The following is a 25,830-nucleotide window of genomic DNA, read 5'->3' as shown; positions in this document are numbered from 1 at the left end:
CCGGGGAGCTTCAAGACATAAGCTTCAAGCGGTAGGCAGCGTTGCAGCAGAGCCCGCAAGGGCTCTACGGCAAGGTGCCCGCAGCTTGGGGCTAGAAGCTTGCAGCTGCTTTACTGCGACTTTCTGACCCGCAGATACCATTCGGATAGCAGCCGTACCTGTTTGTCGGTGTAGCCGCGCTCGACCATTCGTGTGACGAAGTCGTTGTGCTTCTGCTGATCCTCCTTGCTCGCCTTGGCGTTGAAGCTGATGACCGGCAACAGGTCCTCGGTGTTGGAGAACATTTTCTTCTCGATGACCACCCGCAGCTTCTCGTAGCTGAGCCAGGTGGGGTTCTTGCCGTTGTTGTTGGCCCGGGCGCGCAGGACGAAATTGACGATTTCGTTGCGGAAATCTTTCGGGTTGCTGATCCCGGCCGGTTTTTCGATCTTTTCCAGTTCCTCGTTGAGGGCCACGCGATTGAGGATTTCGCCGGTCTCCGGATCGCGGTATTCCTGATCCTGGATCCAGAAGTCCGCATAGAGCACGTAGCGGTCGAAGATGTTCTGGCCGTACTCGCTGTAGGACTCGAGGTAGGCGGTCTGGATCTCCTTGCCGATGAATTCGATGTAGCGCGGTGCCAGGTATTCCTTGAGGAAGCGCAGGTAGCGCTCGCGGGTTTCTGCCTGGAACTGCTCTTGCTCGATCTGCTGTTCCAGCACGTACAGCAGGTGCACCGGGTTCGCCGCCACTTCGTGAGGGTCGAAGTTGAAGACCTTCGACAGGATCTTGAAGGCAAAGCGAGTCGACAGCCCGTTCATCCCCTCATCGACGCCGGCGCTGTCACGGTATTCCTGGATCGACTTGGCCTTGGGATCGGTGTCCTTGAGGTTTTCGCCGTCATACACCCGCATCTTCGAGTAGATGTTGGAGTTCTCCGGCTCCTTGAGGCGCGAAAGCACGGTGAACTGCGCCAGCATCTTCAGGGTGTCGGGGGCGCAGTGGGCCTTGGCCAGGGAGCTGTTGAACAGCAGCTTGTCGTAGATCTTCACCTCATCGGTGACCCGCAGGCAGTACGGCACCTTGACGATATAGATCCGGTCGATGAAGGCTTCGTTGTTCTTGTTGTTGCGGAAGGTGTGCCATTCCGACTCGTTGGAGTGGGCCAGCAGAATGCCGGTAAACGGAATCGCCCCCAGGCCCTCGGTGCTGTTGTAGTTGCCTTCCTGCGTCGCGGTCAGCAGTGGGTGCAGCACCTTGATCGGTGCCTTGAACATTTCGACGAATTCCATCAGGCCCTGGTTGGCCCGGCACAGTGCCCCGGAGTAGCTGTAGGCGTCGGCGTCGTTCTGGGGGAATTCTTCCAGCTTGCGGATATCCACCTTGCCCACGAGGGCCGAGATGTCCTGGTTGTTCTCATCCCCAGGCTCGGTCTTGGCCACGGCAATCTGGTTGAGGATCGACGGATAGAGTTTCACCACCCGGAACTGGCTGATGTCGCCGCCGAACTCCGACAGGCGCTTGGTGGCCCAGGGCGACATGATGGTGTTGAGGTAACGCCGGGGAATGCCGAAGTCTTCTTCGAGAATCGCGCCATCTTCCGTGGCGTTGAACAAGCCCAGCGGTGATTCGAAGACCGGAGAGCCCTTGATGGCGTAGAAGGGCACTTTCTCGATCAGTTGCTTGAGTTTCTCGGCGAGGGAGGATTTACCACCGCCCACCGGCCCCAGCAGATAGAGGATCTGTTTCTTTTCTTCCAGGCCCTGAGCGGCATGACGGAAGTAGGAGACGATCTGATCGATGCATTCTTCCATGCCATGGAAGTCTTCGAACGCCGGATAGCGGCGAATCACTTTGTTGGAGAAGATTCGCGACAGCCTCGAATTGGTCGAGGTATCCAGCAATTCGGGCTCGCCGATGGCCAGCAGCAGGCGCTCGGCGGCCGAGGCGTAGGCGCTTCGATCCTTCTTGCACAGCTCCAGGTATTCCTGCAGCGAAAACTCTTCCTGGCGTGTGGATTCGAAGCGTTGTTGGAAGTGGCTAAAAATACTCATGACGTCACCTCGCTCGATACGTGGAGCCGGCGTCGGATCAGTCAGTCAAGTGCTGGCATGCAGCTGAGTTTCCAGCTGCTGTTTACCCCCCAGAACACTTTCAAAGCTATCGACCTTGAAAGCTAGTACCGATGACCCGCTCGCCGGTGTACCGGCTCTCCCCTGATTTGGATGGCCTGAGGCTAAGGATAGTTCGGAATCCGGGAGGTCAAGGCGAGATGGGGAATTAGTTGCCCGCTACCGTTCGTCTGGTACTGCGTCAGCCCGCGTCGTACGCGGGCTAGAGCGTCGGAAAAAAATTATTCAGGGTTGCCCTGAGCGGTTTCCGCCGGATAAGTGCTGCGCCACAGTTCGAAGCCGCCATCCAGGCTGTAGACGTCGGAAAAGCCCTGGCTGACCAGGTAGGCCGCCGCGCTCTGGCTCGAGTTTCCGTGATAGCAAACCACTACCAGCGGAGCGTCGAGGTCAGCAGCGCGGATGAAGTCGGAAATGGAGTGATTGTCCAGGTGTTGCGAGCCACTGATGTGGTTTAGTGCGTAGGTTTGCGGATCGCGGATGTCCACCACCACGGCACCTTGCTCGCGCAGTGCCTGGGCCTGTTCTGGGGGGATGCGTTTGAATTCGCTCATGGCGGGCTCCTGGAGCTTGATAATCAGCGCCGGCTAGCGCTTTGCCGGTGCCGGCAGGGGGGCGGGGGAAAGAGCGGCGGTGCGGCCCTGGGCATCGCATTCGCAGGTCAGGCGTACTCCGCTATCGACATTCAGCAGGGTCATGGCCCCGCCCCAGACGCAGCCGCTGTCCAGGGCGAAGATGCCGGGCTCGTTGCAATGGCCTTCCAGGGCTGCCCAGTGGCCGAAGATGATCTTCAGGTCCCGGGTCTTGCGCTCCTTGTGGCTGAACCAGGGGGCGTAGCCCGGTGGTGCGGTGTCCAGGCCCTCCTTGCTCTTGAGGTCCAGCTTGCCGTCGCTGGTACAGAAGCGCATGCGGGTGAAGTAGTTGGTGATGACCCGCAGGCGGGTCACGCCTTTGAGATCACTGTCCCATTTCGCTGGATCATTGCCATACATGCCGTCCAGGAAGGGGTCGAAGAGGTTGTCGTCGCGCAACGCTTCTTCGACTTCGGCGGCACATTTCTGGGCTTTCTTCAGCGACCACTGGGGGGCTATGCCGGCGTGGACCATGGCGATGTTGCGGGCTTCGTCGTAATGCATCAGCTTCTGCTGGCGCAGCCACTGCAAGAGCTCCTCGCAATCGGGAGCCTCCAGGATCTCGCGCAGAGTGTCGGATTTCTTCAGGCGCTCGACGTTGCGCCAGACGGCCAGCAGGTGCAGGTCGTGATTGCCCAGCACGCAGACCAGCGAGTCGCGGATCGAATACAGGTAGCGCAGGGTTTCCAGCGACTGCGGGCCACGGTTGACCAGGTCGCCCACCAGCCACAGGCGATCCCGTGCGGGATCGAAGGCTACTTGTTCAAGCAGGCATTGCAGAGGTTCCAGGCAGCCTTGCAGGTCGCCGACGGCGTAGGTCGCCATCAGTGCAAGGCTCCGGGCACGGCCAGGCGGAAGGGCGCAATGACGGCGTCGAACTGTTTGCCATCCTCGGCGAGCATCTGATAGCTGCCCTGCATGTTGCCAACCCGGGTGGTCATTACCGTGCCGCTGCTGTAGGTGTGGCTTTTGCCTGCGGCGATCAGCGGTTGCTGGCCCACCACGCCGGCACCACGGACCTCTTCGACATGCCCGTCGCCATCGGTGATCACCCAGTGCCGGGACAGCAGCTTGGCTGGAAGGGAGCCATTGTTCTGCACGGTGATGGTGTAGGCGAAAGCGAAGCGGTTCTGCTCGGGTTGCGATTGGTCTGCCAGAAAGCGAGTGACGACGCTGACGTCGACCTGGTAACGAGGATCGGACATGCAAGAGGCCTTTAAAGCAAAGCGGGACGCGGGACAGGACTGATGGAGGTCAGTCTAGGTCAAGTATCGGGTAGTAGACCAGACATCCTGTCTGGCGTCCTACCCGATATCAACCGAGGGCGTTTCAGTCGGTGGCGGGCTTGGGCTGGCCTGCCAGCTGATCGGCCAGGCGCACGAAGGCGGCCAGGTCCAGTTGCTCGGGACGCAGGCTGCCGTCGACGCCGGCGGCCTCGATCTCGGCGCTGCTGAGCAGTGCCTTGAGGGTGTTGCGCAGGGTCTTGCGGCGCTGGTTGAAGGCTTCGCGCACGATGCGCTCCAGCAGGCGATGATCCTTGGCCGGGTGTGGCAGTACCGCGTGGGGCACCAGGCGCACGATCGCCGAGTCGACTTTTGGCGGCGGATTGAAGGCGCCCGGGCCGACATTGAACAGGTGCTCCACACGGCAGTGATACTGGACCATGATCGACAGGCGGCCCCAATCACCACCGCCAGGGCCGGCAGCCAGGCGTTCGACCACTTCCTTTTGCAGCATGAAGTGCATGTCGCGGATCAGTCCGGCGTTCTGCAGCAGGTGGAAGATCAGCGGAGTAGAGATGTTGTAGGGCAGGTTGCCGACCACCCGCAGGCTGCCTGGCGCTGCGCCCAGGGTGTTGAAGTCGAACTTCAGGGCGTCGCCCTGGTGCAGGTTGAAGTTGCTCTTGCCGGCGAACTGCTGGTTGAGGATCGGGATCAGGTCCTTGTCCAGTTCCACCACGTCCAGCTGGGCGCCGCTGCCCAGCAGGCCCTCGGTCAGGGCGCCCTGGCCCGGGCCGATTTCCAGCATGCGGTCCTCGGGCTTGGCGTGGATGGACCGCAGGATGCGGTCGATGACGCCAGCGTCATGCAGGAAGTTCTGGCCGAAGCGCTTGCGCGCCCGGTGTTGGTATTGCTCGGTCATATACGGTTCTCGGCCATCTGGTAGGCGGTTTCCAGGGCGACCTGCAGGCTGCCGGTGTCGATCTTGCCGCTGCCGGCCAGGTCCAGGGCGGTGCCGTGGTCGACGGAGGTGCGGATGATCGGCAAGCCGAGCGTCACGTTGACGGCCGCGCCGAAGCCTTTGTATTTCAGCACAGGCAAGCCTTGGTCGTGGTACATCGCCAGCACTGCGTCGCAGTGCTCCAGATATTTGGGGGTAAACAGAGTGTCGGCAGGCAACGGACCGCGCAGGTCCATGCCTTCGGTGCGCAGGCGCTCTAGGGTAGGTTCGATGATGTCGATTTCTTCGCGGCCCAGGTGACCGCCTTCACCGGCGTGGGGGTTGAGTCCGCAGACCAGGATGCGTGGCCGGGCGATGCCGAACTTGTGCTGCAGGTCGGCATGCAGGATCCGCGTGACCCGCTCCAGGCGCTCGACAGTGATGGCGTCGGCGATTTCCCGCAAGGGCAGGTGGGTGGTTACCAGCGCCACGCGCAGACCGTGGGTGGCCAGCATCATCACCACTTGCTCGGTGTGGGTCAGGTCGGCGAGGAATTCGGTATGGCCGGAAAAGGCGATTCCGGAATCGTTGATCACGCCTTTGTGCACGGGGGCGGTGATCATGCCGGCAAAGTGCCCGTCCAGGCAGCCCTGGCCGGCGCGAGTCAGGGTTTGCAGGACAAAAGCCGCATTGGCCTGGTCCAGCTGGCCGCTGATCACAGGTTTGGCCAGGGGCGAGTCCCAGACATACAGGCTGTTCGCCGGGGCGGGTTCAGTCGGCAGTTGCTCCAGGGTTACCGGCAGCAGATCGACGGCCACGCCCAGTTGCGCGGCCCGCTCGAGGAGCAGGTCGCGGCTGGTAATGGCAATCAGGGGATGAGGCTGGGGTTGCGAAGCGAGCAGCAGGCACAGGTCAGGACCTATACCCGCCGGCTCGCCGGGTGTCAGAGCGAAACGTCTGGGTTTCACTGTGCGGCCTGTTCAGCGCCGGGCAGCTTGATTTCGACGTAGGCCTCGTCACGGATCTGCCGCAACCAGGTCTGCAGTTCTTCGTCGTACTTGCGGTTACGCAGGACGGTCATGGCTTGCTGTTCGCGGGCCTGGCTGGTGCTGTCGGTGGCGCGACGGCCAAGGACTTCCAGTACGTGCCAGCCGTAAGGGCTCTTGAAGGGCTTGGACAGTTGACCTTGTGGGGTCTTGGCCATCACTTCGCGGAATTCCGGCACCAGGGCGTTCGGGTCGATCCAGTTGAGGTCGCCGCCGTTGAGGGCGGAGCCTGGGTCTTCCGAGTAGCTTTTCGCCAGTTCGGCGAAGTCTTCGCCGGCCTCGATGCGATCGTAGAGTTTCTGCGCCAGGCGCTTGGTCTCTTCTTCGCTGCGAATTTCGCTTGGCTTGATCAGGATATGACGCACGTGCACTTCGTCACGCACCTGATTACCGCCGCCCCGTTTGTCCAGCAGCTTGAGGATGATGAAGCCGCCAGGGGTACGGGCCGGTTGGGTAATGTCACCCACGGCCATGGCGCTCAGTTCGCGATCGAATGGAGGGGGCAGTTGAGCCGCTTTGCGCCAGCCCATGTCGCCGCCTTCCAGAGCGTTGTCGCTGCCGGAGCGGGCGATTGCCAGCTGGGCGAAGTCCGCACCCTGCTTGAGCTGCTGGTACACCTCCATGGCCTGGCGGGCAGCACTCTGAATGGCTTCGGAGTTGGCGCTTTCCGGGGTCGGGATCAGGATATTGGCCAGGTGCAGTTCTTCGGAGAGCTGCATCTTGCCCAGGTCCGAGGCCAGGAAGTTCTTCACTTCCTGTTCCGATACCTGGATGCGTTCGGCCACACGGCGCTGGCGCACACGGCTGATGATCATCTCGCGGCGAACCTGGTCACGGGCGTCCTCATAAGAGAGACCATCGTGGGCCAGGGCGGCACGGAATTGCTCGATGCTCATGCTGTTGCGCTGGGCAATGGTGCCGATCGCCTGGTTCAGTTCTTCATCGGTGATGCGGATGCCGGAGCGTTCGCCAATCTGCAGTTGCAGGTTTTCAACGATCAGGCGTTCCAGAACCTGTTGCTCCAGGACGCTGGTAGGCGGTACGCCACCGCCACGCTTGGCGATGGTTTGCTGGACTTCGTGAACCCGCTGGTCCAACTGGCTCTGCATGACCACGTCGTTGTCGACGATGGCCACGACCTTGTCGATGGACTGTACTGCGGCGCTGGCCGCAGTACTCAGGAACAGCGCGCCCAGCATCAGCGGGCGCAGACAATCAGAAAGCTTGGTCTTCACGTTCACGATAACCTTGGATGCCTTTGTCGAGGAAGCTCTCTACTTTGGTGCCCATGACGCCACCGAGACCCTTCAGAACAATTTGGAGGAAGATGCCGCGGTCGCCTTTCTCGTTCTCAGGAGCGTTCTGACTGAACTCGTCATACTTGACCCAGTAACGGCTGATCAGGCGCAGTTTCCAGCAGCAGTTGTCGTATTCGAAACCACCGAAGGCCTCGAGCGTGCGGTTACGGTTGTAGTCGTACTGCCAACGGCTGATGGCGTTCCATTGCGGCACGATCGGCCAGATCACCGAGAAGTCATGCTGCTGGATCTTGTAGTAGTCCTTCACGTAGCCCGGAGTGCCCGGAGTGCCGTAGTCGCCACCCATTTTCCAGGTACCGCTGTTCTGGTCGTAGCGAATCTGGTCGTTGCGATAGCGATAGCCGGCGTTGACCACCTTGTTCGGGTTGTCTTCAGGCTGATAGTGGAACATCGCACTGCCGGAACGCGGGCTGTGGCTATCCGGATCCCAGTTGTACTCGGCGTTGGCACGCCAGTCGCGGTTGAAACGGTATTCGTACTCAAGGGCGTAAGGCGAGACGTTGGAGGTGGCGTCGGCGCGGGTACGGTAGTCGATGCCGGGCAACTGAACGGTGCGGTCCTTGAAGTACATGGCCTGGCCTACGCTTACGCGCTGGCGCTGGAAGCCGTTGTCTTCGATCCAGCGACTGGTTACACCCAGGGACAGTTTGTTTTCGTCGCCGACACGGTCAGAACCCGAGAAACGGTTGTCCCGGAACAATGACGCGTAGTTAAAGGTGGGTTCGCCAGTATCGAATACCGGGATGTCCTTCTGATCTTCTTCAGGAACGTAGAGGTAGAAAGCGCGCGGCTCCAGGGTCTGACGATAGTTCTTGCCAAACCATTGGGTGTCCCGGTCGAAATACAGACCGCCATCGACGCTGGCGATTGGCACACCACGATTTTGCGAGCTCTTGTACGACTCGCCCAAGGCAGCGGCTCTGTTCCTGTTGATGACCAAGTCGTTTTTGCCTTGGGCATCCAGATCAAGATTGTACTGGGTGTACATGTACTTCAAGGACGGCGTCAGGTAACCGTAGCTCCAGTTCAGCGGCAGGCTGACACCAGGCTTGAGATTCAGACGGTCGCCGTTGGCACGGGCCAGGCCAGCCACGTTAGTATCCAGGCGCGGATTGCCTACCAAGCCGGTAAGCGGGTCAATAGGCCCGCCATCCTTATCGGTGTAATTACCTTTCAGCAGATCCCGCTCAAACCGAACCAGCTCGGTCTCATAGGTGAAATCCAGACCTTGCGGATGGTACGGCAGCGCGCCGTTGAAGGTGATTTGCGGCAGCTTGTTGTACGGAGTGATGTTGGACACGCTGGCCAGTTCGTACGCCTGCACGTTCAGGCGTGCGGTGTAGTCGTCGCCACGGTAGGTCACGGCGCCTTGCTGGTTGACGTAATCGGTAGACTTCACGCCGATCTGATCGGTTTCCAGGTCCTGGAAGTAGTACGGATCACTGATCTTGGTGTAGTCGACTTCGGTCATCAGACGCTGATCAAGCCCGCCCTTGTGCTGCCAGTTGAGCATGTAGCGGGTTTTTTCGTAGTCGGTCTGCTTCTTGCGATCGGTGTCGTCGTCGTTGAGGTACGCGGCGCCGAACTGACCCTCGCTGCTCTTGGTCAGGTAGCGGAACTCGCCTTCCATCAACAGGCCGCGCTTGGCCATGTAGCGTGGGTACAACGTGGCGTCGTAGTTGGGCGCCAGGTTGAAGTAGTAGGGGGTAACCAGCATGAAACCGGTGTCGCTGCTGGTGCCGATGCTCGGTGGCAGGAAGCCGGACTGGCGCCGATCGTCGATCGGGAAGTAGATATACGGGGTGTAGAGCACCGGAATATCTTTGACCCGAAGGGTCACGTTGGTCGCGGTACCGAAGCCGGTGGCCGGGTTCAAGGTGATGTTGTTGCCCTTGAGCTGCCAGGCGTTGCTGTTCGGTTCGCACGTGGTGTAAGTACCATCCTTGAGGCGGATGATGGCGTTTTCCGCACGCTTGGCGTACAGCGCATTACCGCGGACGCGGGATTTGTGCAGAACGTACTCGGCGTTGTCGACCTTGGCTTCACCAGTGTCCAGTTGGACGTCGGCGTGGTCGCCTACCAGCAGCGCGCCATTGTCGCGTACGCGTACGTTGCCGCTTAGTTCGCCGCGGTTCTCGGCCTGGTACAGGCTGGCCTCGTCGGCCTCGACCTGCATGCTGCCCTGGCGCATGACCACGTCACCGGCCAGGGTCGCCACCTGTTCTTCCTGCTGATAGCGGGAAGCCTTGGCGCCGATAAAGGTCGGAGCGTCACTTTTATTCGTCTTGTCATTCATGCCAGGACGAATCGGTTCGATATAGGAACCAGAGCAGTAAGGACCGGTCTCGGCCAATTGAGCTGCGGTGAGCTTCTCGCGCGGTACCCAGTCGAGGTGGCTGTAGTCCGCACTGCGGGACTTCAGGCCACGGCCCTTGGCCTCGGTCACCAGCTTCGACTTGTCGCCGCTGGCTTCTTCGCCCGTAGCATCGGCTGCCGTAGCGACGCTGGAGCTGACCGAGTTGGCGTCGTGGACCGGGCGCGGCGGCAGTTGGGCGGCGCTGGTTTTCGGCGCACAGGCCCAGCCACCCGAAGCAGAGACTGAGCAGTCATACTGTTCCGCGGCGACCACGAAGGAAGTGGCTAGAGGTTGCAGGGCCAGCAAACTGCCGGTAACCAGCAACGGAAATTTTTTACGAAACGCGGGGGATTTCAATGCCATCTTATTAGTCCGGGCTTCCTGCGTGCCATCTGCCCGCGGTGTGGGCCGCACGCCTCTCGATGGTCTGAAAAAGATGCTGGATAATAAAGCATGACCCGCTTGACGGCTAGCGCCGTCGGAGACCCTTGTAATGCCTGACCAAGATGTACGCTTGCAACACCTGAAAGTTTGGCTCGATGAGCAGTTGGCGATTGTTTATGCAGCACAGGGCTGGGGTGAAGTGCCCCCGGCAACATTGACCGCAGCCAGCAGCGACGCGAGTTTCCGTCGTTATTTCCGTTGGCAGGGCGCGGGTCGCAGCTTCGTGGTGATGGACGCTCCGCCCCCCCAGGAAAACTGCAAACCCTTCGTGGATATCGCCCGTTTACTGGCGACTTGCGGCATCAACGTGCCGAAAATTTATGCAGAAGATTTGCCTCGCGGCTTCCTGTTGCTCAATGACCTGGGCAATCAGACCTACCTGGAAGTGATCAACGAACATAATGCCGACGCACTGTTCGAGGACGCATTCCAGGCCTTGCTGGCCTTCCAGCAGTTGCCGATGGACGCGCCCCTGCCCAGTTACGACGTGGCCCTGCTGCGCCGTGAGCTGGAGCTGTTCCCCGAGTGGTACATCGGCCGTGAACTGGGCATCAGCCTGAGTCCGCAGCAGCGCGAGCAATGGCAGCGTGCCAGCGACCTGCTGATCGACAGCGCCCTGGCGCAACCCAAGGTGCTGGTGCACCGCGACTATATGCCACGCAACCTGATGCACAGCGAACCGAACCCCGGCGTGCTGGACTTCCAGGATGCGGTCTACGGCCCGGTGACCTATGACGTGACCTGTCTGTTCAAGGATGCCTTCCTCAGTTGGCCGGAGTCCCGGGTACAAGGCTGGCTGAGCCAGTACTGGCACCAGGCGCGGGCGCGGGGAATCCCGGTGCAGGACGACTTTGACGAGTTTCTGCGGGCCAGCGACCTGATGGGCGTGCAGCGTCACCTCAAGGTGATCGGTATCTTCTCGCGGATTTGCCACCGCGATGGCAAGCCGCGCTACCTGGCCGACGTGCCGCGCTTCTTTGCTTACATAGAGGCGGTGACGTCCCGACGCCCCGAGCTTGCAGAGCTGTCGCAACTGCTGCTCAGCTTGCGCCAGCCGGCGGGAGCCCATGCATGAAGGCGATGATCCTGGCAGCCGGCAAGGGCGAGCGCATGCGCCCCCTGACCCTGACCACTCCCAAACCTTTGCTGCCTGTAGCGGGCATGCCGCTGATCGAGTACCACCTGCGGGCCCTGGCGGCGGCAGGTTTTCGCGACATCGTCATCAACCATGCCTGGCTCGGCCAGCAGATCGAGGATGCCCTCGGCGATGGTCAGCGCTGGGGCCTGAACATTCAGTATTCGGCCGAAGGCCAACCGCTGGAAACCGGCGGCGGGATTTTCCAGGCATTGTCCTTGTTGGGGGACGCGCCGTTCCTGGTGGTCAATGGCGATATCTGGACCGACTACGATTTTGCCGCCTTGCGCCGGCCCCTGGCCGGGATGGCTCATCTGGTGATGGTGGACAACCCGCCGCACCACCCCAGTGGTGGCGACTTCTGCCTGGTAAACGGCCAGTTGCACGACCGCCAGCCAGGCGCAGCGGCGCTCACGTTCAGCGGCATATCGGTGCTGCATCCGCGGTTATTCCAGGGTTGTGTTGCCGGTCCGTTCAAGCTGGCGCCGCTATTGCGCGAAGCCATGGCCCAAGGCCAGGTCAGTGGCGAACATATGCAGGGGCACTGGATCGATGTCGGCACCGTCGAACGTCTGGCCCAGGTTGAACACTTGCTGCAAGCGAGTCGCTGATATGTGGTGGCCAGGGACTCTGATCGGAGCCGGAGCTGGATTTGCAATCGCCAGTATTCCGGGGGCCATGCTCGGTGCGTTGCTGGGGCAGGCGCTGGACCGGCGCCTGCAACTGCACAGCTGGGCGCAGGTGCGTGAACGTCTGGGCGGTCGCCCGGCGTTGCGCAATGATGAATTGCTGTTCGTGCTGCTGGGGCGGCTGGCCAAGAGTGATGGCCGGGTGATGGACGGGCATATCCAGCAGGCGCGCCAGGAAATGCGCTCGCTGGAGATGAACGATGCGGCCCAGCGCCGGGCGATTGCCGCGTTCAATCGCGGCAAGTCGGGCAATGACCGTCTGCGCGGCTATCTGCGTCGCCTCGCGACCCAGCCCCATGCCGCCGAAGGCGTGCTGCGGGCCTGTTGGCGCATGGTCTGGGCCGACGGCCGGGTCGGGCCGGCGGAGCGCGAACTGATCCAGCTCTGGGGCAAATGGCTGGGCTGGACCCGTGAGCAGGTGCAGGCGCTGGCGCAGGACTACGGTCCGGCGAGGAAGTCACTGGCCGAAGGCGCCCTGACTTATCAAGAGGCGCTGCGCCTGTTGGGGGTTGCAGCTACCAGCGAGCCGGCGCAGATCAAGCGGGCCTATCGGCGCCTGCTCAGTCGCCATCACCCGGACAAGATCGCCGGCAACGGCGCCAGCGAGGCACAGGTGCGTGAGGCTACGGAAAAGACCCGGGAGCTGCACAGCGCCTATGCCCTGATACGCCAGCGCCGGGAATTCCGCTGAGGGTGCAGGCCGCGATTGCCGCTGCGGCAGTCGCGGCCTGTGGGCTCAGCTATCGGTGTTCTGAGGGTTCAACCAACCGCGTACCCGGCGGAACAGCTGCTCTTGCTGGGCGGTGTTGTTGCCGGGCAGGGCCTTGAGGGGAATCTGGCTGAAGTTCGAGTGCTTCAGGCGCTTGCTCGCTTGCAGTCGCTCCAGGGCGGCTTTTTGCGCCAGAGGCTTGTCGACATAGAAGAAGTCGGCAGTGGCCAGCTTCAACGTAGGCGTGATCTCCACCAGTTGCGGTTTGCCATTGGCCGGGGACTGGGCTGCTACCATCACCAGCTTCTGTACCTGGGCCGGCTGTTTCTCGCTGAGGTAGCGTGCGGCCCAGTAGGCACCCGTACCATGACCCAGGAGCACGATACTGCGGGCGTTCTGCTGTTCGGCAAAGGCCAGGGCAGCATCGACGCGGGTGAAGATGCGCTCGGCATCCGCCTTGACCTGCTCTTCCGTGCTTTCTGCTACTACCCGGTCGGCCACGTCGGCTTCGCCGCCAGCGACCTGCTCGATCGGCTTGGCCTCGGTGCTGGCATCCTTGGCGGTGTTGGCCTTGTCCGTAGGGGCCGGTGCGGCTTCGACCACCCGTGGTTGCGCGGCCTCGCTGAGCATGTCGGGCAGGGTCAGGCTCAGGCTGGCCCACTCGGTGTCCGGCAATTTGTTGCGCAAAGGTGCAATGGCTTGCGGCCAGTCAGCGGTTTCACCCGCTCCCGGGAGGATAATCACCACGCCCTTGGGGTCGCTGGTGTTGGCCGGCTTCCACAGGGCCAGGAAGGTATCGCCGCCGGCTTGCAGTTGCTGCTGTTCCAGGGCGGGCAACTGGCGCTCCAGGGCGGCGGCGTCTTCCTGGCTACGCTCAGGCAGGGGTTGGCGTTGCGCCGGTTGTTCCTCGGGAGTCTTGGTTTCTGGAGCCGGGTCGGCAGCTTGCACAGAAAAGGTCCAGGGCAGGATCAGCGACAGGCACAATGCGGGCAGTGCCGAGCGGTGGACAAGGGGCATCGGATATTCCAGGCCAGAAGTAATTCCGGCAGCCTAATGGGTTGGTCAGTATTTGTCAGGGTGTGAGACTTCAGATGATGCGTTTTCGCTGCCTTCTGCTTATCGGCTGTCTGTGCCTTCCCTTGATAGGCCGTGCGGCCCCGGCGCCCCAGGTGCCGACTGCGCCCTTGAGCCTGGAACAGCGCCAGTGGCTGGCGCAGCACCCCGAGTTGCGGGTTGGGCTGGTGCTGCAGGCGCCGTTCGCCCAGTACGACCGGCGCCTGCAACGGCTGTCCGGGGCCAATGTCGAGTTGATGCAAGCCCTGGCCAAGGCGCTGAACATCGAGCTCAGCTGGCGTAACTTCCCTGACCAGGCACAGCTGGAGCGGGCCCTGCGCGACGGCGAGGTGGACATGGCCCCGGGCCTGACCCAGACCCCGGCCGGCCTGCGCCTGTGGCTGTTCAGCGACCCCTATATGCGCGTGCCGCAGCTGGTGGTCGGGGAGCGCAAGGGCGCAGGTGCGGTGGAGCTGGAAAAACTCGACAGCCAGGCTCGGGTCGCCGTGCGCATGCCCAGTGCGGTGGCCGATTACCTGCGCCTGACTTACCCCAACCTCAACCTGCAAGGGGTGCCGCTGGAGCGCCAGGCCCTGCAGTTGCTGCTGAGCCAGCAGGCCCGCTACGCGGTGGTGGACGAGGCTCAGCTCAGTCGCCTTTCGGGGGAGGCGGAGTTCGCCGGGCTGGCCGTGGTGGGGGATATCGGCCTGCCGCAATTGCTGCGGGTAGCCACCCGCCGCGATTGGCCGGAACTGGCGAGCATTGTCGAAGCGGCCTTGCATGCGATCCCGGCCAAGGAGCTGGAGCAGCTCCATGGCCGCTGGCTGCAGCCCAAGTACCCGCGGCTTGGCGAGTCCCCCGGGGTCTGGCAGAACCTCAGCCTGCTGTTGGTGATCCTGCTGCTGGCGAGTCTGGCGATCGTCTTCTGGCAGCGCCGCCAGCAGCGCAGCCTGGAGCACCGCCTGCTGGCGGCGCGGGAGGACATCGCCTTGCGTGCCGCCAGCGAGGAAGCCCTGCGCCTGACCCAGTTCTCCATCGATCAGAGCACCGTGGGCATTCTCTGGGTCAATTGGGACAGCCATGTGCGCTACGCCAACCGGGCAGCCGAAGAGATGCTCGGTTACCCGGCGGGCGGAGTGATCGACCGGCCGCTGATCGATTTCGAGCCCAACCTGCATATGGATCGCTGGCTCAACCTGTGGAAGCGGGCCCGGGCCAGCGAGGAGGGCGTACAAAGTTTCGAGACCCAGTGTGTGCGCGCCGATGGCAGCATCCTGCCGGCGGACGTGTCCCTGAGCTTCCTGCGCTTTCGCGACAGCGAATACCTGGTGGTCTATCTCAATGACGTGACCGAGCGCCGTCGCGCGCTGGCGGCCCTGCGCGAAAGCGAGGCGCGTCTGCAGGGGATTGCAGCCAACGTGCCGGGCCTGGTGTTCCGCCTGGAGCGGGCGCCGGTCACCGGGCAGATCGACTTCGCCTATATCAGCGAAGGCAGCGAGACCCTGGTGGGCTACTCGCCAGCAGTGCTGGCCCACCGGGACAAGGGCCTGCGCAGCCTGGTGCACCCGGACGACAAGGCCAGCTATCACCAGACCCAGGACCAGGCCCTGGACACCGACAGCGACTGGTCCTGGCAGGGTCGCATCCTCACTCGCCAGGGGCAGCAGCGCTGGGCCGAGATCAAGGCCATCACCCGGCGCCTGGATGACGGCGCGTTCGTCTGGGACGGCATTGTCTGGGACATCAGCGAAAGCAAGCGCATCGAGCTGGAGCTGGCCAGCTCCCGTGAACAGTTGCGGGAGCTGTCGGCGCACCTGGAAAGCGTGCGCGAAGAGGAAAAGGCTCGCATTGCCCGGGAAGTCCATGACGAACTGGGGCAGATGCTGACTGTGCTCAAGCTGGAAACATCCATGTGTGAACTGGCCTATGCCCAGCTCGACCCGGGCCTGCATGAGCGCCTCAACAGCATGAAGCGCCTGATCGCCCAGCTGTTCCAGCTGGTGCGGGATGTGGCTACCGCCTTGCGGCCGCCGATCCTCGATGCGGGCATCGCCTCGGCCATCGAATGGCAGGCCCGCCGGTTCGAGGCCCGCACCCAGATCCCTTGCCTGGTCCAGGTGCCGGACAACCTGCCACGCTTGAGCGACGCCAAGGCCGTCGGCCTGTTCCGTATCCTCCAGGAGGCCCTGACCAATGTCATGCGCCATGCCCAGGCGCATACTGTGGAACTCACCCTGACCCTGGAAGCACACGAGTTGTGCATGAGCATCAGCGATGACGGCCTGGGCTTCGACACCGCTTCTGCACGTCCGACGTCCTTTGGCCTGGTGGGCATGCGCGAGCGGGTGCTGATCATGGGCGGGAGCCTGTCGCTGCACAGTGAGCGGGGCGAAGGCACCACCCTGAGTGTCCGGGTGCCCCTGGACCAAGAACAATAATGAGGAGACGCGCGTGATCCGTGTACTGGTAGCCGAAGACCACACCATCGTTCGCGAAGGCATCAAGCAACTGATTGGCCTGGCCAAGGACCTGGTCGTGGTGGGCGAGGCGAGCAACGGCGAGCAGTTGCTGGAGACCCTGCGTCAGGTGCCCTGCGAAGTGGTGCTGCTGGATATCTCCATGCCCGGGGTGAACGGCCTGGAGGCCATTCCGCGGATCCGTGCCCTGAGCAATCCGCCGGCGATCCTGGTGCTGTCGATGCACGACGAGGCGCAGATGGCCGCCCGGGCGCTGAAGATCGGCGCTGCCGGCTACGCCACCAAGGACAGTGATCCGTCGCTGCTGCTGACGGCCATTCGCAAGGTGGCATCCGGCGGCCGTTATATCGACCCGGACCTGGCTGACCGCATGGTCTTCGAGGTCGGCCTGACCGATACCCGACCCTTGCATTCGCTGCTTTCCGAGCGTGAATTCTCGGTTTTCGAGCGCCTGGCCCAGGGCGCCAATGTCAACGACATTGCCCAGCAACTGGCCCTGAGCAGCAAGACCATCAGTACCCACAAGGCGCGGCTGATGCAGAAGCTCAACATCACCTCCCTGGCCGAACTGGTGAAATACGCCATGGAACACAAGCTGCTCTGACACCCTCTGCGGTGCTCTCCCTCCCCTTGGGGGAGGGCACTTATCCATTTGCGACATTCCGCGCTTTCAGGCTTTCGCCGTTTCTTGCCGCTTGCAGCCTGCCGTTTGCCTCCGCCCTTATCCAATCGCGCCATTCTTGTAGGGCAATCCCTACACGCAACCTTCCAGAGGGCTGAGGCGAATCTCTCCTGGCCCCCGATTTGCGCGCTCTGCAGGCTCCTCTAGGCTTGTTCCACAGCCGTCTAAAACAAAAGGTGCGGGTATGAGCGAGGTCGTTTCAAGTGCTGGGGCCAACGATGTTCTGGTCAGCTTTCGTGGTGTGCAGAAGAGCTACGACGGCGAGAACCTGATCGTCAAAGACCTCAACCTGGAAATTCGCAAAGGCGAGTTCCTCACCCTGCTGGGGCCGTCCGGTTCCGGCAAGACCACCAGCCTGATGATGCTGGCCGGTTTCGAAACCCCGACCGCCGGCGAGATCCAGCTGGCCGGGCGCTCGATCAACAATGTGCCGCCGCACAAGCGCGACATCGGCATGGTGTTCCAGAACTACGCGCTGTTCCCCCACATGACCGTGGCCGAGAACCTGGCCTTTCCGCTGTCGGTACGCGGCTTGAGCAAGACCGATATCAGCGAGCGGGTCAAGCGGGTGCTGAGCATGGTCCAGCTCGATGCTTTCGCCCAGCGCTACCCGGCCCAGCTGTCCGGCGGCCAGCAGCAGCGGGTGGCCCTGGCCCGGGCCCTGGTGTTCGAGCCACAGCTGGTGCTGATGGACGAACCCCTTGGGGCCCTCGACAAGCAACTGCGCGAACACATGCAGATGGAGATCAAGCACCTGCACCAGCGCCTGGGCGTGACCGTGGTTTATGTGACCCACGACCAGGGCGAAGCCCTGACCATGTCCGACCGGGTGGCGGTGTTCCACCAGGGCGAGATCCAGCAGATCGCGCCGCCGCGCACTCTCTACGAAGAGCCGAAGAACACCTTCGTCGCCAACTTCATCGGCGAGAACAACCGCCTCAACGGCCGCCTGCACAGCCACAACGGCGAGCGTTGCGTGGTGGAGCTGGGGCGTGGCGAGAAGGTCGAGGCGCTGGCGGTGAATGTCGGCCAGGTCGGCGGCCCGGTGACCCTGTCCATCCGCCCGGAGCGGGTGAGCCTCAACGGTTCCAGCGAAAGCTGCGTCAACCGCTTCTCCGGCCGGGTGGCGGAATTCATCTATCTGGGCGACCACGTCCGGGTGCGCCTGGAAGTCTGCGGCAAGAGCGACTTCTTCGTGAAACAGCCGATTGCCGAGCTCGATCCTGCGCTGGCAGTAGGTGACGTGGTGCCGCTTGGCTGGCAAGTCGAGCACGTTCGCGCGCTCGACCCGCTTCTAGAGGCGAATTGATCGCCCCCCTGCAACACCAACCTGCACGTGGAGAACACAATAAATGTTGAGATCCCTGAAATTCACCGCCCTGGCACTGGGCATGATGGGTGCGGCGCACGCCATGGCGGCGGGCCCGGACCTGACCGTGGTGTCCTTTGGCGGGGCGAACAAGGCGGCCCAGGTCAAGGCCTTCTATGCCCCTTGGGAAGCGGCGGGCAAGGGCAAGATCATCGCCGGCGAATACAACGGCGAGATGGCCAAGATCAAGGCCATGGTCGACACCAAGAGCGTGTCCTGGGACCTGGTAGAAGTGGAGTCCCCGGAACTGTCCCGCGGTTGCGACGAGGACATGTTCGAGCAACTGGACCCGGCGCTGTTCGGTAACAGCGAAGACTACGTCAAGGGCGCGATCCAGCCGTGCGGCGTGGGCTTTTTCGTCTGGTCCACGGTACTGGCCTACAACGCCGACAAGCTGAAAACCGCTCCGAGCAGTTGGGCTGATTTCTGGGACGTCAAGCAGTTCCCGGGCAAGCGCGGCCTGCGCAAGGGCGCCAAGTACACCCTGGAGTTCGCCCTGATGGCCGACGGCGTCGCGCCCAAGGACGTGTACAAGGTCCTGGCCGGCAAGGATGGCCAGGACCGTGCCTTCAAGAAACTCGATGAGCTCAAGCCCTACATTCAGTGGTGGGAAGCCGGCGCCCAGCCGCCGCAGTACCTGGCTTCCGGCGACGTGGTCATGAGCTCGGCCTACAACGGCCGGATCGCCGCGGTGCAGAAGGAAAGCAACCTGAAAGTGGTGTGGAACGGCGGCATCTACGACTTCGACGCCTGGGCCATTCCAAAAGGCCTGGACAAGGCTCGCGCCGAAGCGGCGAAGAAGTTCATCGCCTACTCGGTGCAGCCGCAGCAGCAGAAGACCTATTCGGAGAATATCGCCTACGGCCCGGCCAACACCCAGGCCGTGCCGCTGCTGGCCAAGGACATCCTCAAGGACATGCCGACCACTCCGGAAAACATCGCCAACCAGGTGCAGATAGACGTCAGCTTCTGGGCTGACAACGGTGAGCAACTGGAACAGCGCTTCAACGCCTGGGCTGCCAAGTAACCACCCCCTGCCGTTGTAGGAGCGAGCTTGCTCGCGAAGGCGTCATCAGCATCAACCTTGATGGTGAAGCACAGTCTTCGATGCGCGGCCAAGCCCGCTCCTGCCGCCGGGTGGTTTGTATTCGAAAGATCGATTTGCGGAGTTTGTCATGACCATCACCGTTCCCCTGAACGCGGTCACCGGCCCGACCCTCAAGCAGCGGCTGGCCCGTGCCGAGCGGGTCAACCGCTGGAAGGCCCAGGCGCTGATCGCGCCCCTGGTGCTGTTTCTGCTGCTGGTGTTCCTGGTACCGATCGTGGCGCTGCTGTACAAGAGCGTCGGCAACCCGGAAGTGGTCGGTGGCATGCCGCGCACTGTGGCGGCCGTGAGTGCCTGGGACGGTCGTGGCCTGCCTGCCGAAGGGGCCTACAAGGCGTTGAGCGAAGACCTGGCGGACGCCCGCAAGAATCAGACCCTGGGCGACCTGTCCAAGCGCCTGAACATGGAGTTGGCCGGCTACCGCAGCCTACTGACCAAAACCGCCCGCGCCTTGCCGTTCAAGGCCGAGCCCGAATCCTATAAAGAAGCCATGGAAAGCCTGGATGAGCGCTGGGGCGACCCGGCCTACTGGCAGGCGATCCGCCGCAACACCAGCAGCCTGACCCCGTACTACCTGCTGGCGGCGGTGGACCATCGCATCGACGACCTGGGCGAACTGGCGCCGGCCACCCCGGACCAGTCCATCTACCTGGACATCTTCGCCCGCACCTTCTGGATGGGCCTGGTGATCACCGCCATCTGCCTGGCCCTGGCCTATCCCCTGGCGTACCTGCTGGCCAATCTGCCGGCGCGCAAGAGCAATCTGCTGATGATCCTGGTGCTGCTGCCGTTCTGGACTTCGATCCTGGTGCGGGTGGCGGCCTGGATCGTGCTGCTGCAATCGGGTGGCCTGATCAACAGCGCGCTGCTGGCCATGGGGGTGATCGACAAGCCCCTGGAACTGGTGTTCAACCGCACCGGGGTCTACATCTCCATGGTGCACATCCTGCTGCCGTTCATGATCCTGCCGATCTACAGCGTGATGAAAGGCATCTCGCCCACCTACATGCGTGCGGCGATCTCCCTGGGCTGCCATCCGTTCGCCAGCTTCTGGCGGGTGTATTTCCCGCAGACCTACGCCGGGGTCGGCGCTGGTTGCCTGCTGGTGTTCATCCTGGCGATTGGTTACTACATCACCCCGGCATTGCTGGGCAGCCCGAACGACCAGATGGTCAGCTACTTCGTCGCCTTCTATACCAACACCAGCATCAACTGGGGCATGGCCACGGCCCTGGGCGGCCTGCTGTTGCTGGCGACCATCGTGCTCTATCTGATTTACAGCTGGCTGGTGGGCGCAAGCCGCCTGCGCCTGAGCTAAGGAGAGAATCGAAATGCTGAGCCCCTACATGTCGCCCGTCGAACGGGTCTGGTTCTACAGCTTGCGGATTCTCTGCGGCTTGATCCTGTTGTTCCTGGTGTTGCCGGTGCTGGTGATCATTCCGCTGTCGTTCAACTCCGGCAGTTTCCTGGTGTACCCGCTGCAGGGCTTTTCGCTGCACTGGTACCAGGACTTCTTCGCCTCTGCCGAGTGGATGCGCGCGCTGAAGAACAGCGTCATCGTGGCGCCGGCCGCAACCTTGCTGGCCATGGTCTTCGGCACCCTGGCGGCCATCGGCCTGACCCGCGGCGATTTCCCCGGCAAGGCGCTGGTGATGGCCCTGGTGATTTCGCCGATGGTGGTACCGGTGGTGATCATCGGTGTGGCCAGCTACCTGTTCTTCGCCCCGCTGGGCATGGGCAACAGTTTTTTCTCGCTGATCATCGTGCACGCGGTGCTTGGGGTGCCCTTCGTGATCATCACCGTGTCGGCAACCCTGCAGGGCTTCAACCACAACCTGGTGCGGGCCGCGGCCAGCCTGGGCGCCTCGCCGCTGACCACGTTCCGCCGGGTGACCTTGCCGTTGATCGCCCCCGGGGTCATCAGTGGCGCGCTGTTCGCCTTCGCCACCTCGTTCGATGAGGTGGTGGTGACCCTGTTCCTCGCCGGCCCGGAGCAGGCCACCCTGCCGCGGCAGATGTTCAGCGGCATCCGCGAGAACCTCAGCCCGACCATCGCCGCTGCGGCCACGTTGCTGATCGCCTTCTCGGTGATCCTGCTGCTGACCCTGGAATGGCTGCGTGGGCGCAGCGAGAAACTGCGCACGGCTCAGGCCTGAGCCCCTCGGGCGGCCTTGTACTAAGGTCTGGGCCGCCCCGTCCCCTCTGCTTGTCGTTCACCCGTAAACTGCGCGCTTCCCATGCTTACTGTGGAGTCGCGGGTGAACTTCAACGATGCCAGTTTCGAAGAGCTGCTCAATGCGCTGCATGACGGCGTCTACATCACCGATGGCCAGGGCCAGACCCTCAAGGTCAACCAGGCCTACGAGCGCCTCACCGGCCTGAACGGCGCCGAGCTGCTGGGGCGGCCGATGCAGGAACTGGTGAAGAGCGGGGTGATTTCCCAGTCCGCTTCACTACGGGTACTGCAGGACGGTCGGCCGGTGTCGGTGATGCAGAGCCTCAGCCACGGCAAGAAGTTGCTGGTCAGTGCCACGCCGATCCTCGCCGCCGACCAGAGCATTCGCTATGTGGTCAGCACCGTGCGCGATATGACCGAGCTGCTGCGCATCAAGCGCGAGCGCGACGAGTTGCAGCAGCTCAAGCAGCTGCGCACCAGCACTGCGCGGCTGCATGCGGGCCAACGTGACGACCTGTTGCAATCACCGCTGATGGCCGACCAGGAGGTTTCCGGGCGGGTCTTTGCCCAGGCCCGGCAAGTGGCCGACTGCGACGTGAAGGTGCTGCTGCAGGGGGAGACGGGTGTGGGTAAAACCCTGGTGGCGCAATTTATCCACAACGCCAGTGCTCGTGCCCGCGAACCGTTCCTGGCCCTCAACTGCGGGGCGCTGCCGGAGAACCTGATCGAGGCCGAGCTGTTCGGCTATGCCCCGGGTGCCTTCACCGGTGCCGGCAGCAAGGGCAAGCGCGGGCTGCTGGAGCTGGCCCACAACGGTACGCTGTTTCTCGACGAGATCGGCGATCTGCCCCTGGCGGTGCAGGTCAAGCTGCTCAAGGTCATCGAAGAGAACCGCTTCATTCCGGTGGGTGGCCTGGAGCTCAAGGAAGTGGATGTGCGCATCATCAGTGCCACCCATCACGACCTCAAGCAGCGGGTGGCCGAGGGCAAGTTCCGCGCCGACCTGTATTACCGCCTGAATGTGGTGCCCATCGCGATCCCGGCCCTGCGCGAGCGCAGCGAGGAAATCGGCCCCTTGCTGGAGTACTACCTGGAGCACTTCAACCAGCGCTATCAGCGTCAGGTGCAGTGGAGCCTGGAAGCCCTGGAACTGCTAGGCGAGTACGCCTGGCCGGGGAACATCCGCGAGCTGATCAACGTGGTGGAGCGCCTGGTGGTGACCTGCTCCGGCCAGGTGATAGAGGCCCTGGACCTGCCGGAGGACCTGATCGAGCAACAGGCCCGCAACACCGACGACAGCCGCCTGCCGCTGCGCAAAGTGCTGGAGAACGCCGAGCGCCAGGCGATTCGCGCGGCCCTGCAACTGCACAAGACCACCCGCCTGGCCGCCAAGGCGCTGGGGGTGAGCCAGGCCACGGTGGTGCAGAAGATGAAGCGCTGGGAACACTCTGATTAGGATTCTGATCAGAGCTGCCTGCAGCGATCAGCAATTCAATCGCGACGGCCCGGTCATTCCCCTGGATTTCCTTCCAGAGCCTTGTAGATCAAGGCTTTGCGTATCTTGGCACAGCTTTCGCTCTACAGCCTGCGAGCCCATTCGAGAGTGGCCGCCTGACGGCGCTCTTGCCACAACAATTAAACAAGGCCGAGCTGATGAGTATTTCTGCGTTCAAGATTGCCAACAAACTGATTACCGGCCAGGGCGCCATCGAACAGCTGGACGCCGAACTGGCGCGCCTGCAGATCAGCAACCCGCTGATCGTCACCGATGCGATCCTGGTCAAGTCCGGCACCGTCGATCTGGCCCTGGCCCACCTGGGCGGGCGCGCCTACCGGATCTTCGACGAGGTCCAGCCGGAGCCGGAAATCGCCATAGTCCAGGCCTGCACCCAGGCTTACCGGGCCGGTGGCCACGATGGCCTGATCGGCCTGGGCGGCGGCAGCGCCATTGATATCGCCAAGGCGGTGGCGGCGTTCGCCGGCCATGAAGGCGCGCTGGAAGAACTGTTCGGGGTGGATCAGGTGCAGAGCAAGGGGCCGCCGCTGATTGCCATTCCTACTACTGCGGGCACCGGTTCGGAGGTGACCAACGTGGCGATCCTCTCGGACAAGGTGGCCCAGTTAAAAAAGGGCATCGTCAGCGATTACCTGCTGCCGGACGTAGCGCTGGTGAGCCCGGTGATGACCCTGACCTGCCCGCGCAGCGTCACCGCCGCCAGTGGCGTCGACGCGCTGGTGCATGCGGTGGAGTCCTACCTGTCGCTCAACGGTTCGCCGATCACCGACTCCCTGGCCCTGGGCGCGATCCGCCTGATCGTCAGGGCGCTGCCCAAGGCCTACGCCAACCCGGCCAACCTGCAGGCTCGGGAAGACATGGCCACCGCCAGCCTGATGGCCGGCATGGCCTTCGGCAATGCCGGAGTCGGTGCGGTGCATGCCCTGGCCTATCCCCTGGGCGGGCGCTTCAATATCGCCCACGGGGTGAGCAACGCGCTGCTACTGCCCTACGTCATGGCCTGGAACAAGATGGCCTGTGTCGAGCGCTTTCGCGATATCGCCCAGGCCATGGACCTGCCGATCGCCGGGCTCAGTGATGGCCAGGCCGCAGAGCAGGCGGTCCAGGCCATGGCTGCGCTGTGCGCTGCGGTGGACATCCCCACGGGCATGCGCAGCTTCGGTGTGCCCGAGGACGCGATCCCGGCCATGGCCGTGGAAGCGGCGGGTATCCAGCGGCTGATGCGCAACAACCCGCGCCAACTGAGCCCCGGCGATATCGAGCAGATCTACCGGGCTGCCTATTGATCGATCCTTGCCCGTGCCAACTGGCGCGGGCCGCTTTACACCGCCACCAATACCAATAAGACAGGTGCAGTTGATGCCAACGCCTTCCGACACTCGGCACGAAACGCCGTACATCGCCCTTGGCCCGTTCAAGGTGCGTTTGCCCTTTATCCACTACAAATTCGAGCTGCCGGACTACCTGCAAGGCTTGCTGATGTGCGCCGTCGACCTGGCGGCCATTCCACTGATGACCGAGTTCCTCGGCATGCCCTTCGAGATGGCCTTGGCTGTGGTCATGCTCAACGGCTTGTTGTACCTGGCCCACCACCTGCTGGGCGACCCCGTGGTGCCCGGCTGGATCACCCCGGCGGTGCCGCTGCTGATGGCCTATTGCGCGCAGTTTCCCGTGGGCCCGGAGCGTGTCCACGCGTTGATTGCCTTCCAGCTGATGCTCGGGGTGTTCTCCATCGCCCTGGGGGCCACCGGCATGGCGCGTAAGGTGGTGGGCTTCGTGCCCTCGGCGATCAAGTCGGGAATCATTGTCGGCGCCGGGCTCAGTGCGGTGACCGCGGTGTTCCAGGTGGGCGGCAAGTTCGACAGTTTTCCCTGGACCATTTCCATCGCCATCGGCATTGCCTTCTACCTGATCTTTTCCCAGCACTTTGCCCAGCTCAAGCTGCGCAACCGCGTCTGGTGGAACTTCGCCAAGCTGGGCATCCTGCCGATCATCCTGCTGGCGGTAGTACTGGCGCCGCTGTTCGGTGAAGCGCCGTGGCCGACCATCCAGTGGGGCCTGAGCAAGCCGGACTTCATCGGCCTGTGGAACAACTACACGGTGTTCGGCCTGGGCATGCCGCCGCTGTCGATGTTCATCAGCGCGCTGCCGACCATGCTCGCGGTGTACATCATCGTCTTTGGCGACGTGCTCAGCGCCAAGGTGCTGCTGGACGAGGCCGAGCAGATCCGCACCGACGAAAAGGTCGACTACGACCCGGACCGCTCGCACCTGATCTTCGGCGGGCGCAACGCATTCATGAGCATCTTCGGTCCGGACATTGCCATGTGCGGGCCGAAATGGGCGGCGATGCTGGTGGTGGTGATCGAGCGCTTCAAGGGCGGGCCCAAGGCCATGAAGTCGATCTATGGCGGCATGGGTTCGTTCCGCTGGGGCACCAACACCGGCTTGCTGCTGTTGCCGGTAGTGACCCTGGTGCAGCCGATTCTCGGGGTCGCGCTGGCGCTGACCTTGCTGATCCAGGGCTACGTCAGCGTGCGCCTGGGCATTCTCGAGGCCCGTAGCCAGCGTGACCTGGGCATCGCAGGGGTGATCGGTGCAGTGCTGGCGATCAAGGGCGCCAGTTGGGGCTTTGCCATTGGCGTGGTGCTGTGCCTGCTGATCTATGGCAAGAACTTCTTCAAGGGCGAGAACGACCGGACTTTCAGCAAGGACCTGGGCGCCGCGGACGCAACTCCCGTCCCGGGTGCCCAGCCAGGGCCCCAGGCCAAGCCCGCCCGGGCGGTGGAAAGCGAGGTGGCTTGAGCCTTCGCGGGCAACGTGAGCACTGTCGTGATGCCGATCGGGCATCGCG

Annotated in this window: 21 protein-coding genes; 12 read left to right on the top strand and 9 right to left on the bottom strand. The window is 62.9% G+C overall.

Annotation, left to right across the window (positions count from 1 at the left end):
• Positions 1 to 110: 110 nt before the first annotated feature.
• The 8 genes from AC1RL5_RS10135 to AC1RL5_RS10100 all read right to left on the bottom strand — a co-directional run bounded on the left by AC1RL5_RS10135 (position 111) and on the right by AC1RL5_RS10100 (position 9,984).
• Positions 111 to 2,033: a PrkA family serine protein kinase gene (locus AC1RL5_RS10135; protein WP_011063831.1), complete on the bottom strand. Its 1,923-nt coding sequence runs from the start codon at positions 2,031 to 2,033 to the stop codon at positions 111 to 113.
• A 299-nt stretch (positions 2,034 to 2,332) separates the two neighbouring features.
• Entirely contained in the window at positions 2,333 to 2,662 is a 330-nt protein-coding gene (glpE, locus tag AC1RL5_RS10130; protein WP_011063830.1) for a thiosulfate sulfurtransferase GlpE, read from the bottom strand.
• A 33-nt stretch (positions 2,663 to 2,695) separates the two neighbouring features.
• Positions 2,696 to 3,565, bottom strand: a complete 870-nt coding sequence (locus tag AC1RL5_RS10125; protein WP_072443663.1) for a symmetrical bis(5'-nucleosyl)-tetraphosphatase — start codon at positions 3,563 to 3,565, stop codon at positions 2,696 to 2,698.
• On the bottom strand, positions 3,565 to 3,945 hold the full coding sequence (gene apaG / locus AC1RL5_RS10120; protein ID WP_011063828.1) for a Co2+/Mg2+ efflux protein ApaG: 381 nt from the start codon (positions 3,943 to 3,945) through the stop codon (positions 3,565 to 3,567). The genes AC1RL5_RS10125 and apaG overlap by 1 nt, the downstream gene beginning before the upstream one ends.
• A gap of 124 nt (positions 3,946 to 4,069) precedes the next feature.
• Positions 4,070 to 4,882: a 16S rRNA (adenine(1518)-N(6)/adenine(1519)-N(6))-dimethyltransferase RsmA gene (gene rsmA / locus AC1RL5_RS10115; RefSeq protein ID WP_019094977.1), complete on the bottom strand. Its 813-nt coding sequence runs from the start codon at positions 4,880 to 4,882 to the stop codon at positions 4,070 to 4,072.
• The gene (pdxA, locus tag AC1RL5_RS10110) at positions 4,879 to 5,868 is read right to left on the bottom strand and encodes a 4-hydroxythreonine-4-phosphate dehydrogenase PdxA (RefSeq protein ID WP_207239553.1); all 990 of its coding nucleotides are present in this window, start codon (positions 5,866 to 5,868) and stop codon (positions 4,879 to 4,881) included. The genes rsmA and pdxA overlap by 4 nt, the downstream gene beginning before the upstream one ends.
• On the bottom strand, positions 5,865 to 7,181 hold the full coding sequence (surA, locus tag AC1RL5_RS10105) for a peptidylprolyl isomerase SurA (protein WP_036997049.1): 1,317 nt from the start codon (positions 7,179 to 7,181) through the stop codon (positions 5,865 to 5,867). The genes pdxA and surA overlap by 4 nt, the downstream gene beginning before the upstream one ends.
• Positions 7,162 to 9,984, bottom strand: a complete 2,823-nt coding sequence (locus tag AC1RL5_RS10100; RefSeq protein WP_072451745.1) for an LPS-assembly protein LptD — start codon at positions 9,982 to 9,984, stop codon at positions 7,162 to 7,164. The genes surA and AC1RL5_RS10100 overlap by 20 nt, the downstream gene beginning before the upstream one ends.
• Before the next feature lie 130 nt (positions 9,985 to 10,114).
• Between AC1RL5_RS10100 and AC1RL5_RS10095 the strand changes: the two genes are divergently transcribed.
• Genes AC1RL5_RS10095 through AC1RL5_RS10085 form a run of 3 tightly spaced genes read left to right on the top strand, consistent with a single transcriptional unit; the run spans position 10,115 to position 12,580 of the window.
• On the top strand, positions 10,115 to 11,140 hold the full coding sequence (locus tag AC1RL5_RS10095) for an aminoglycoside phosphotransferase family protein (protein WP_072451744.1): 1,026 nt from the start codon (positions 10,115 to 10,117) through the stop codon (positions 11,138 to 11,140).
• Complete coding sequence (murU, locus tag AC1RL5_RS10090) at positions 11,137 to 11,811, top strand: N-acetylmuramate alpha-1-phosphate uridylyltransferase MurU (RefSeq protein ID WP_145713282.1); 675 nt, start codon at positions 11,137 to 11,139, stop codon at positions 11,809 to 11,811. The genes AC1RL5_RS10095 and murU overlap by 4 nt, the downstream gene beginning before the upstream one ends.
• A gap of 1 nt (position 11,812) precedes the next feature.
• Positions 11,813 to 12,580, top strand: coding sequence for a TerB family tellurite resistance protein (locus tag AC1RL5_RS10085; protein ID WP_072451742.1), 768 nt, complete (start codon positions 11,813 to 11,815; stop codon positions 12,578 to 12,580).
• A gap of 45 nt (positions 12,581 to 12,625) precedes the next feature.
• Here AC1RL5_RS10085 and AC1RL5_RS10080 read toward each other — a convergent pair whose 3' ends face one another.
• Positions 12,626 to 13,615, bottom strand: coding sequence for an alpha/beta hydrolase family protein (locus AC1RL5_RS10080; protein WP_065365139.1), 990 nt, complete (start codon positions 13,613 to 13,615; stop codon positions 12,626 to 12,628).
• A gap of 74 nt (positions 13,616 to 13,689) precedes the next feature.
• Between AC1RL5_RS10080 and AC1RL5_RS10075 the strand changes: the two genes are divergently transcribed.
• From AC1RL5_RS10075 to AC1RL5_RS10035, 9 genes are all read left to right on the top strand, one after another.
• The gene (locus AC1RL5_RS10075; protein WP_093405134.1) at positions 13,690 to 16,089 is read left to right on the top strand and encodes a PAS domain-containing sensor histidine kinase; all 2,400 of its coding nucleotides are present in this window, start codon (positions 13,690 to 13,692) and stop codon (positions 16,087 to 16,089) included.
• Positions 16,090 to 16,102: 13 nt separating this feature from the next.
• Positions 16,103 to 16,732 carry a response regulator gene (locus tag AC1RL5_RS10070; protein WP_011063818.1) on the top strand — a complete coding sequence of 210 codons (630 nt, stop codon included), beginning with the start codon at positions 16,103 to 16,105 and terminating at the stop codon, positions 16,730 to 16,732.
• Between the two features lie 262 nt (positions 16,733 to 16,994).
• The gene (locus AC1RL5_RS10065) at positions 16,995 to 18,119 is read left to right on the top strand and encodes an ABC transporter ATP-binding protein (protein ID WP_015637246.1); all 1,125 of its coding nucleotides are present in this window, start codon (positions 16,995 to 16,997) and stop codon (positions 18,117 to 18,119) included.
• 43 nt (positions 18,120 to 18,162) lie between these two features.
• Complete coding sequence (locus tag AC1RL5_RS10060) at positions 18,163 to 19,206, top strand: ABC transporter substrate-binding protein (RefSeq protein ID WP_011063816.1); 1,044 nt, start codon at positions 18,163 to 18,165, stop codon at positions 19,204 to 19,206.
• A 148-nt stretch (positions 19,207 to 19,354) separates the two neighbouring features.
• Complete coding sequence (locus AC1RL5_RS10055; RefSeq protein WP_011063815.1) at positions 19,355 to 20,602, top strand: ABC transporter permease; 1,248 nt, start codon at positions 19,355 to 19,357, stop codon at positions 20,600 to 20,602.
• Positions 20,603 to 20,615: 13 nt separating this feature from the next.
• Positions 20,616 to 21,440, top strand: a complete 825-nt coding sequence (locus tag AC1RL5_RS10050; protein WP_011063814.1) for an ABC transporter permease — start codon at positions 20,616 to 20,618, stop codon at positions 21,438 to 21,440.
• 102 nt (positions 21,441 to 21,542) lie between these two features.
• Positions 21,543 to 22,916, top strand: coding sequence for a sigma-54 interaction domain-containing protein (locus tag AC1RL5_RS10045; RefSeq protein WP_011063813.1), 1,374 nt, complete (start codon positions 21,543 to 21,545; stop codon positions 22,914 to 22,916).
• Positions 22,917 to 23,113: 197 nt separating this feature from the next.
• Positions 23,114 to 24,262 carry an iron-containing alcohol dehydrogenase gene (locus tag AC1RL5_RS10040; RefSeq protein ID WP_492589378.1) on the top strand — a complete coding sequence of 383 codons (1,149 nt, stop codon included), beginning with the start codon at positions 23,114 to 23,116 and terminating at the stop codon, positions 24,260 to 24,262.
• Positions 24,263 to 24,335: 73 nt separating this feature from the next.
• Entirely contained in the window at positions 24,336 to 25,781 is a 1,446-nt protein-coding gene (locus AC1RL5_RS10035; protein WP_492589379.1) for a hypothetical protein, read from the top strand.
• Positions 25,782 to 25,830: the final 49 nt, after the last annotated feature.

It is taken from the genome of Pseudomonas sp. GW822-FHT06D10 (assembly GCF_058799535.1).
The sequence above is the reverse complement of the archived record's forward strand: the minus strand, read 5'-3'. Positions and strand labels throughout refer to the sequence as shown.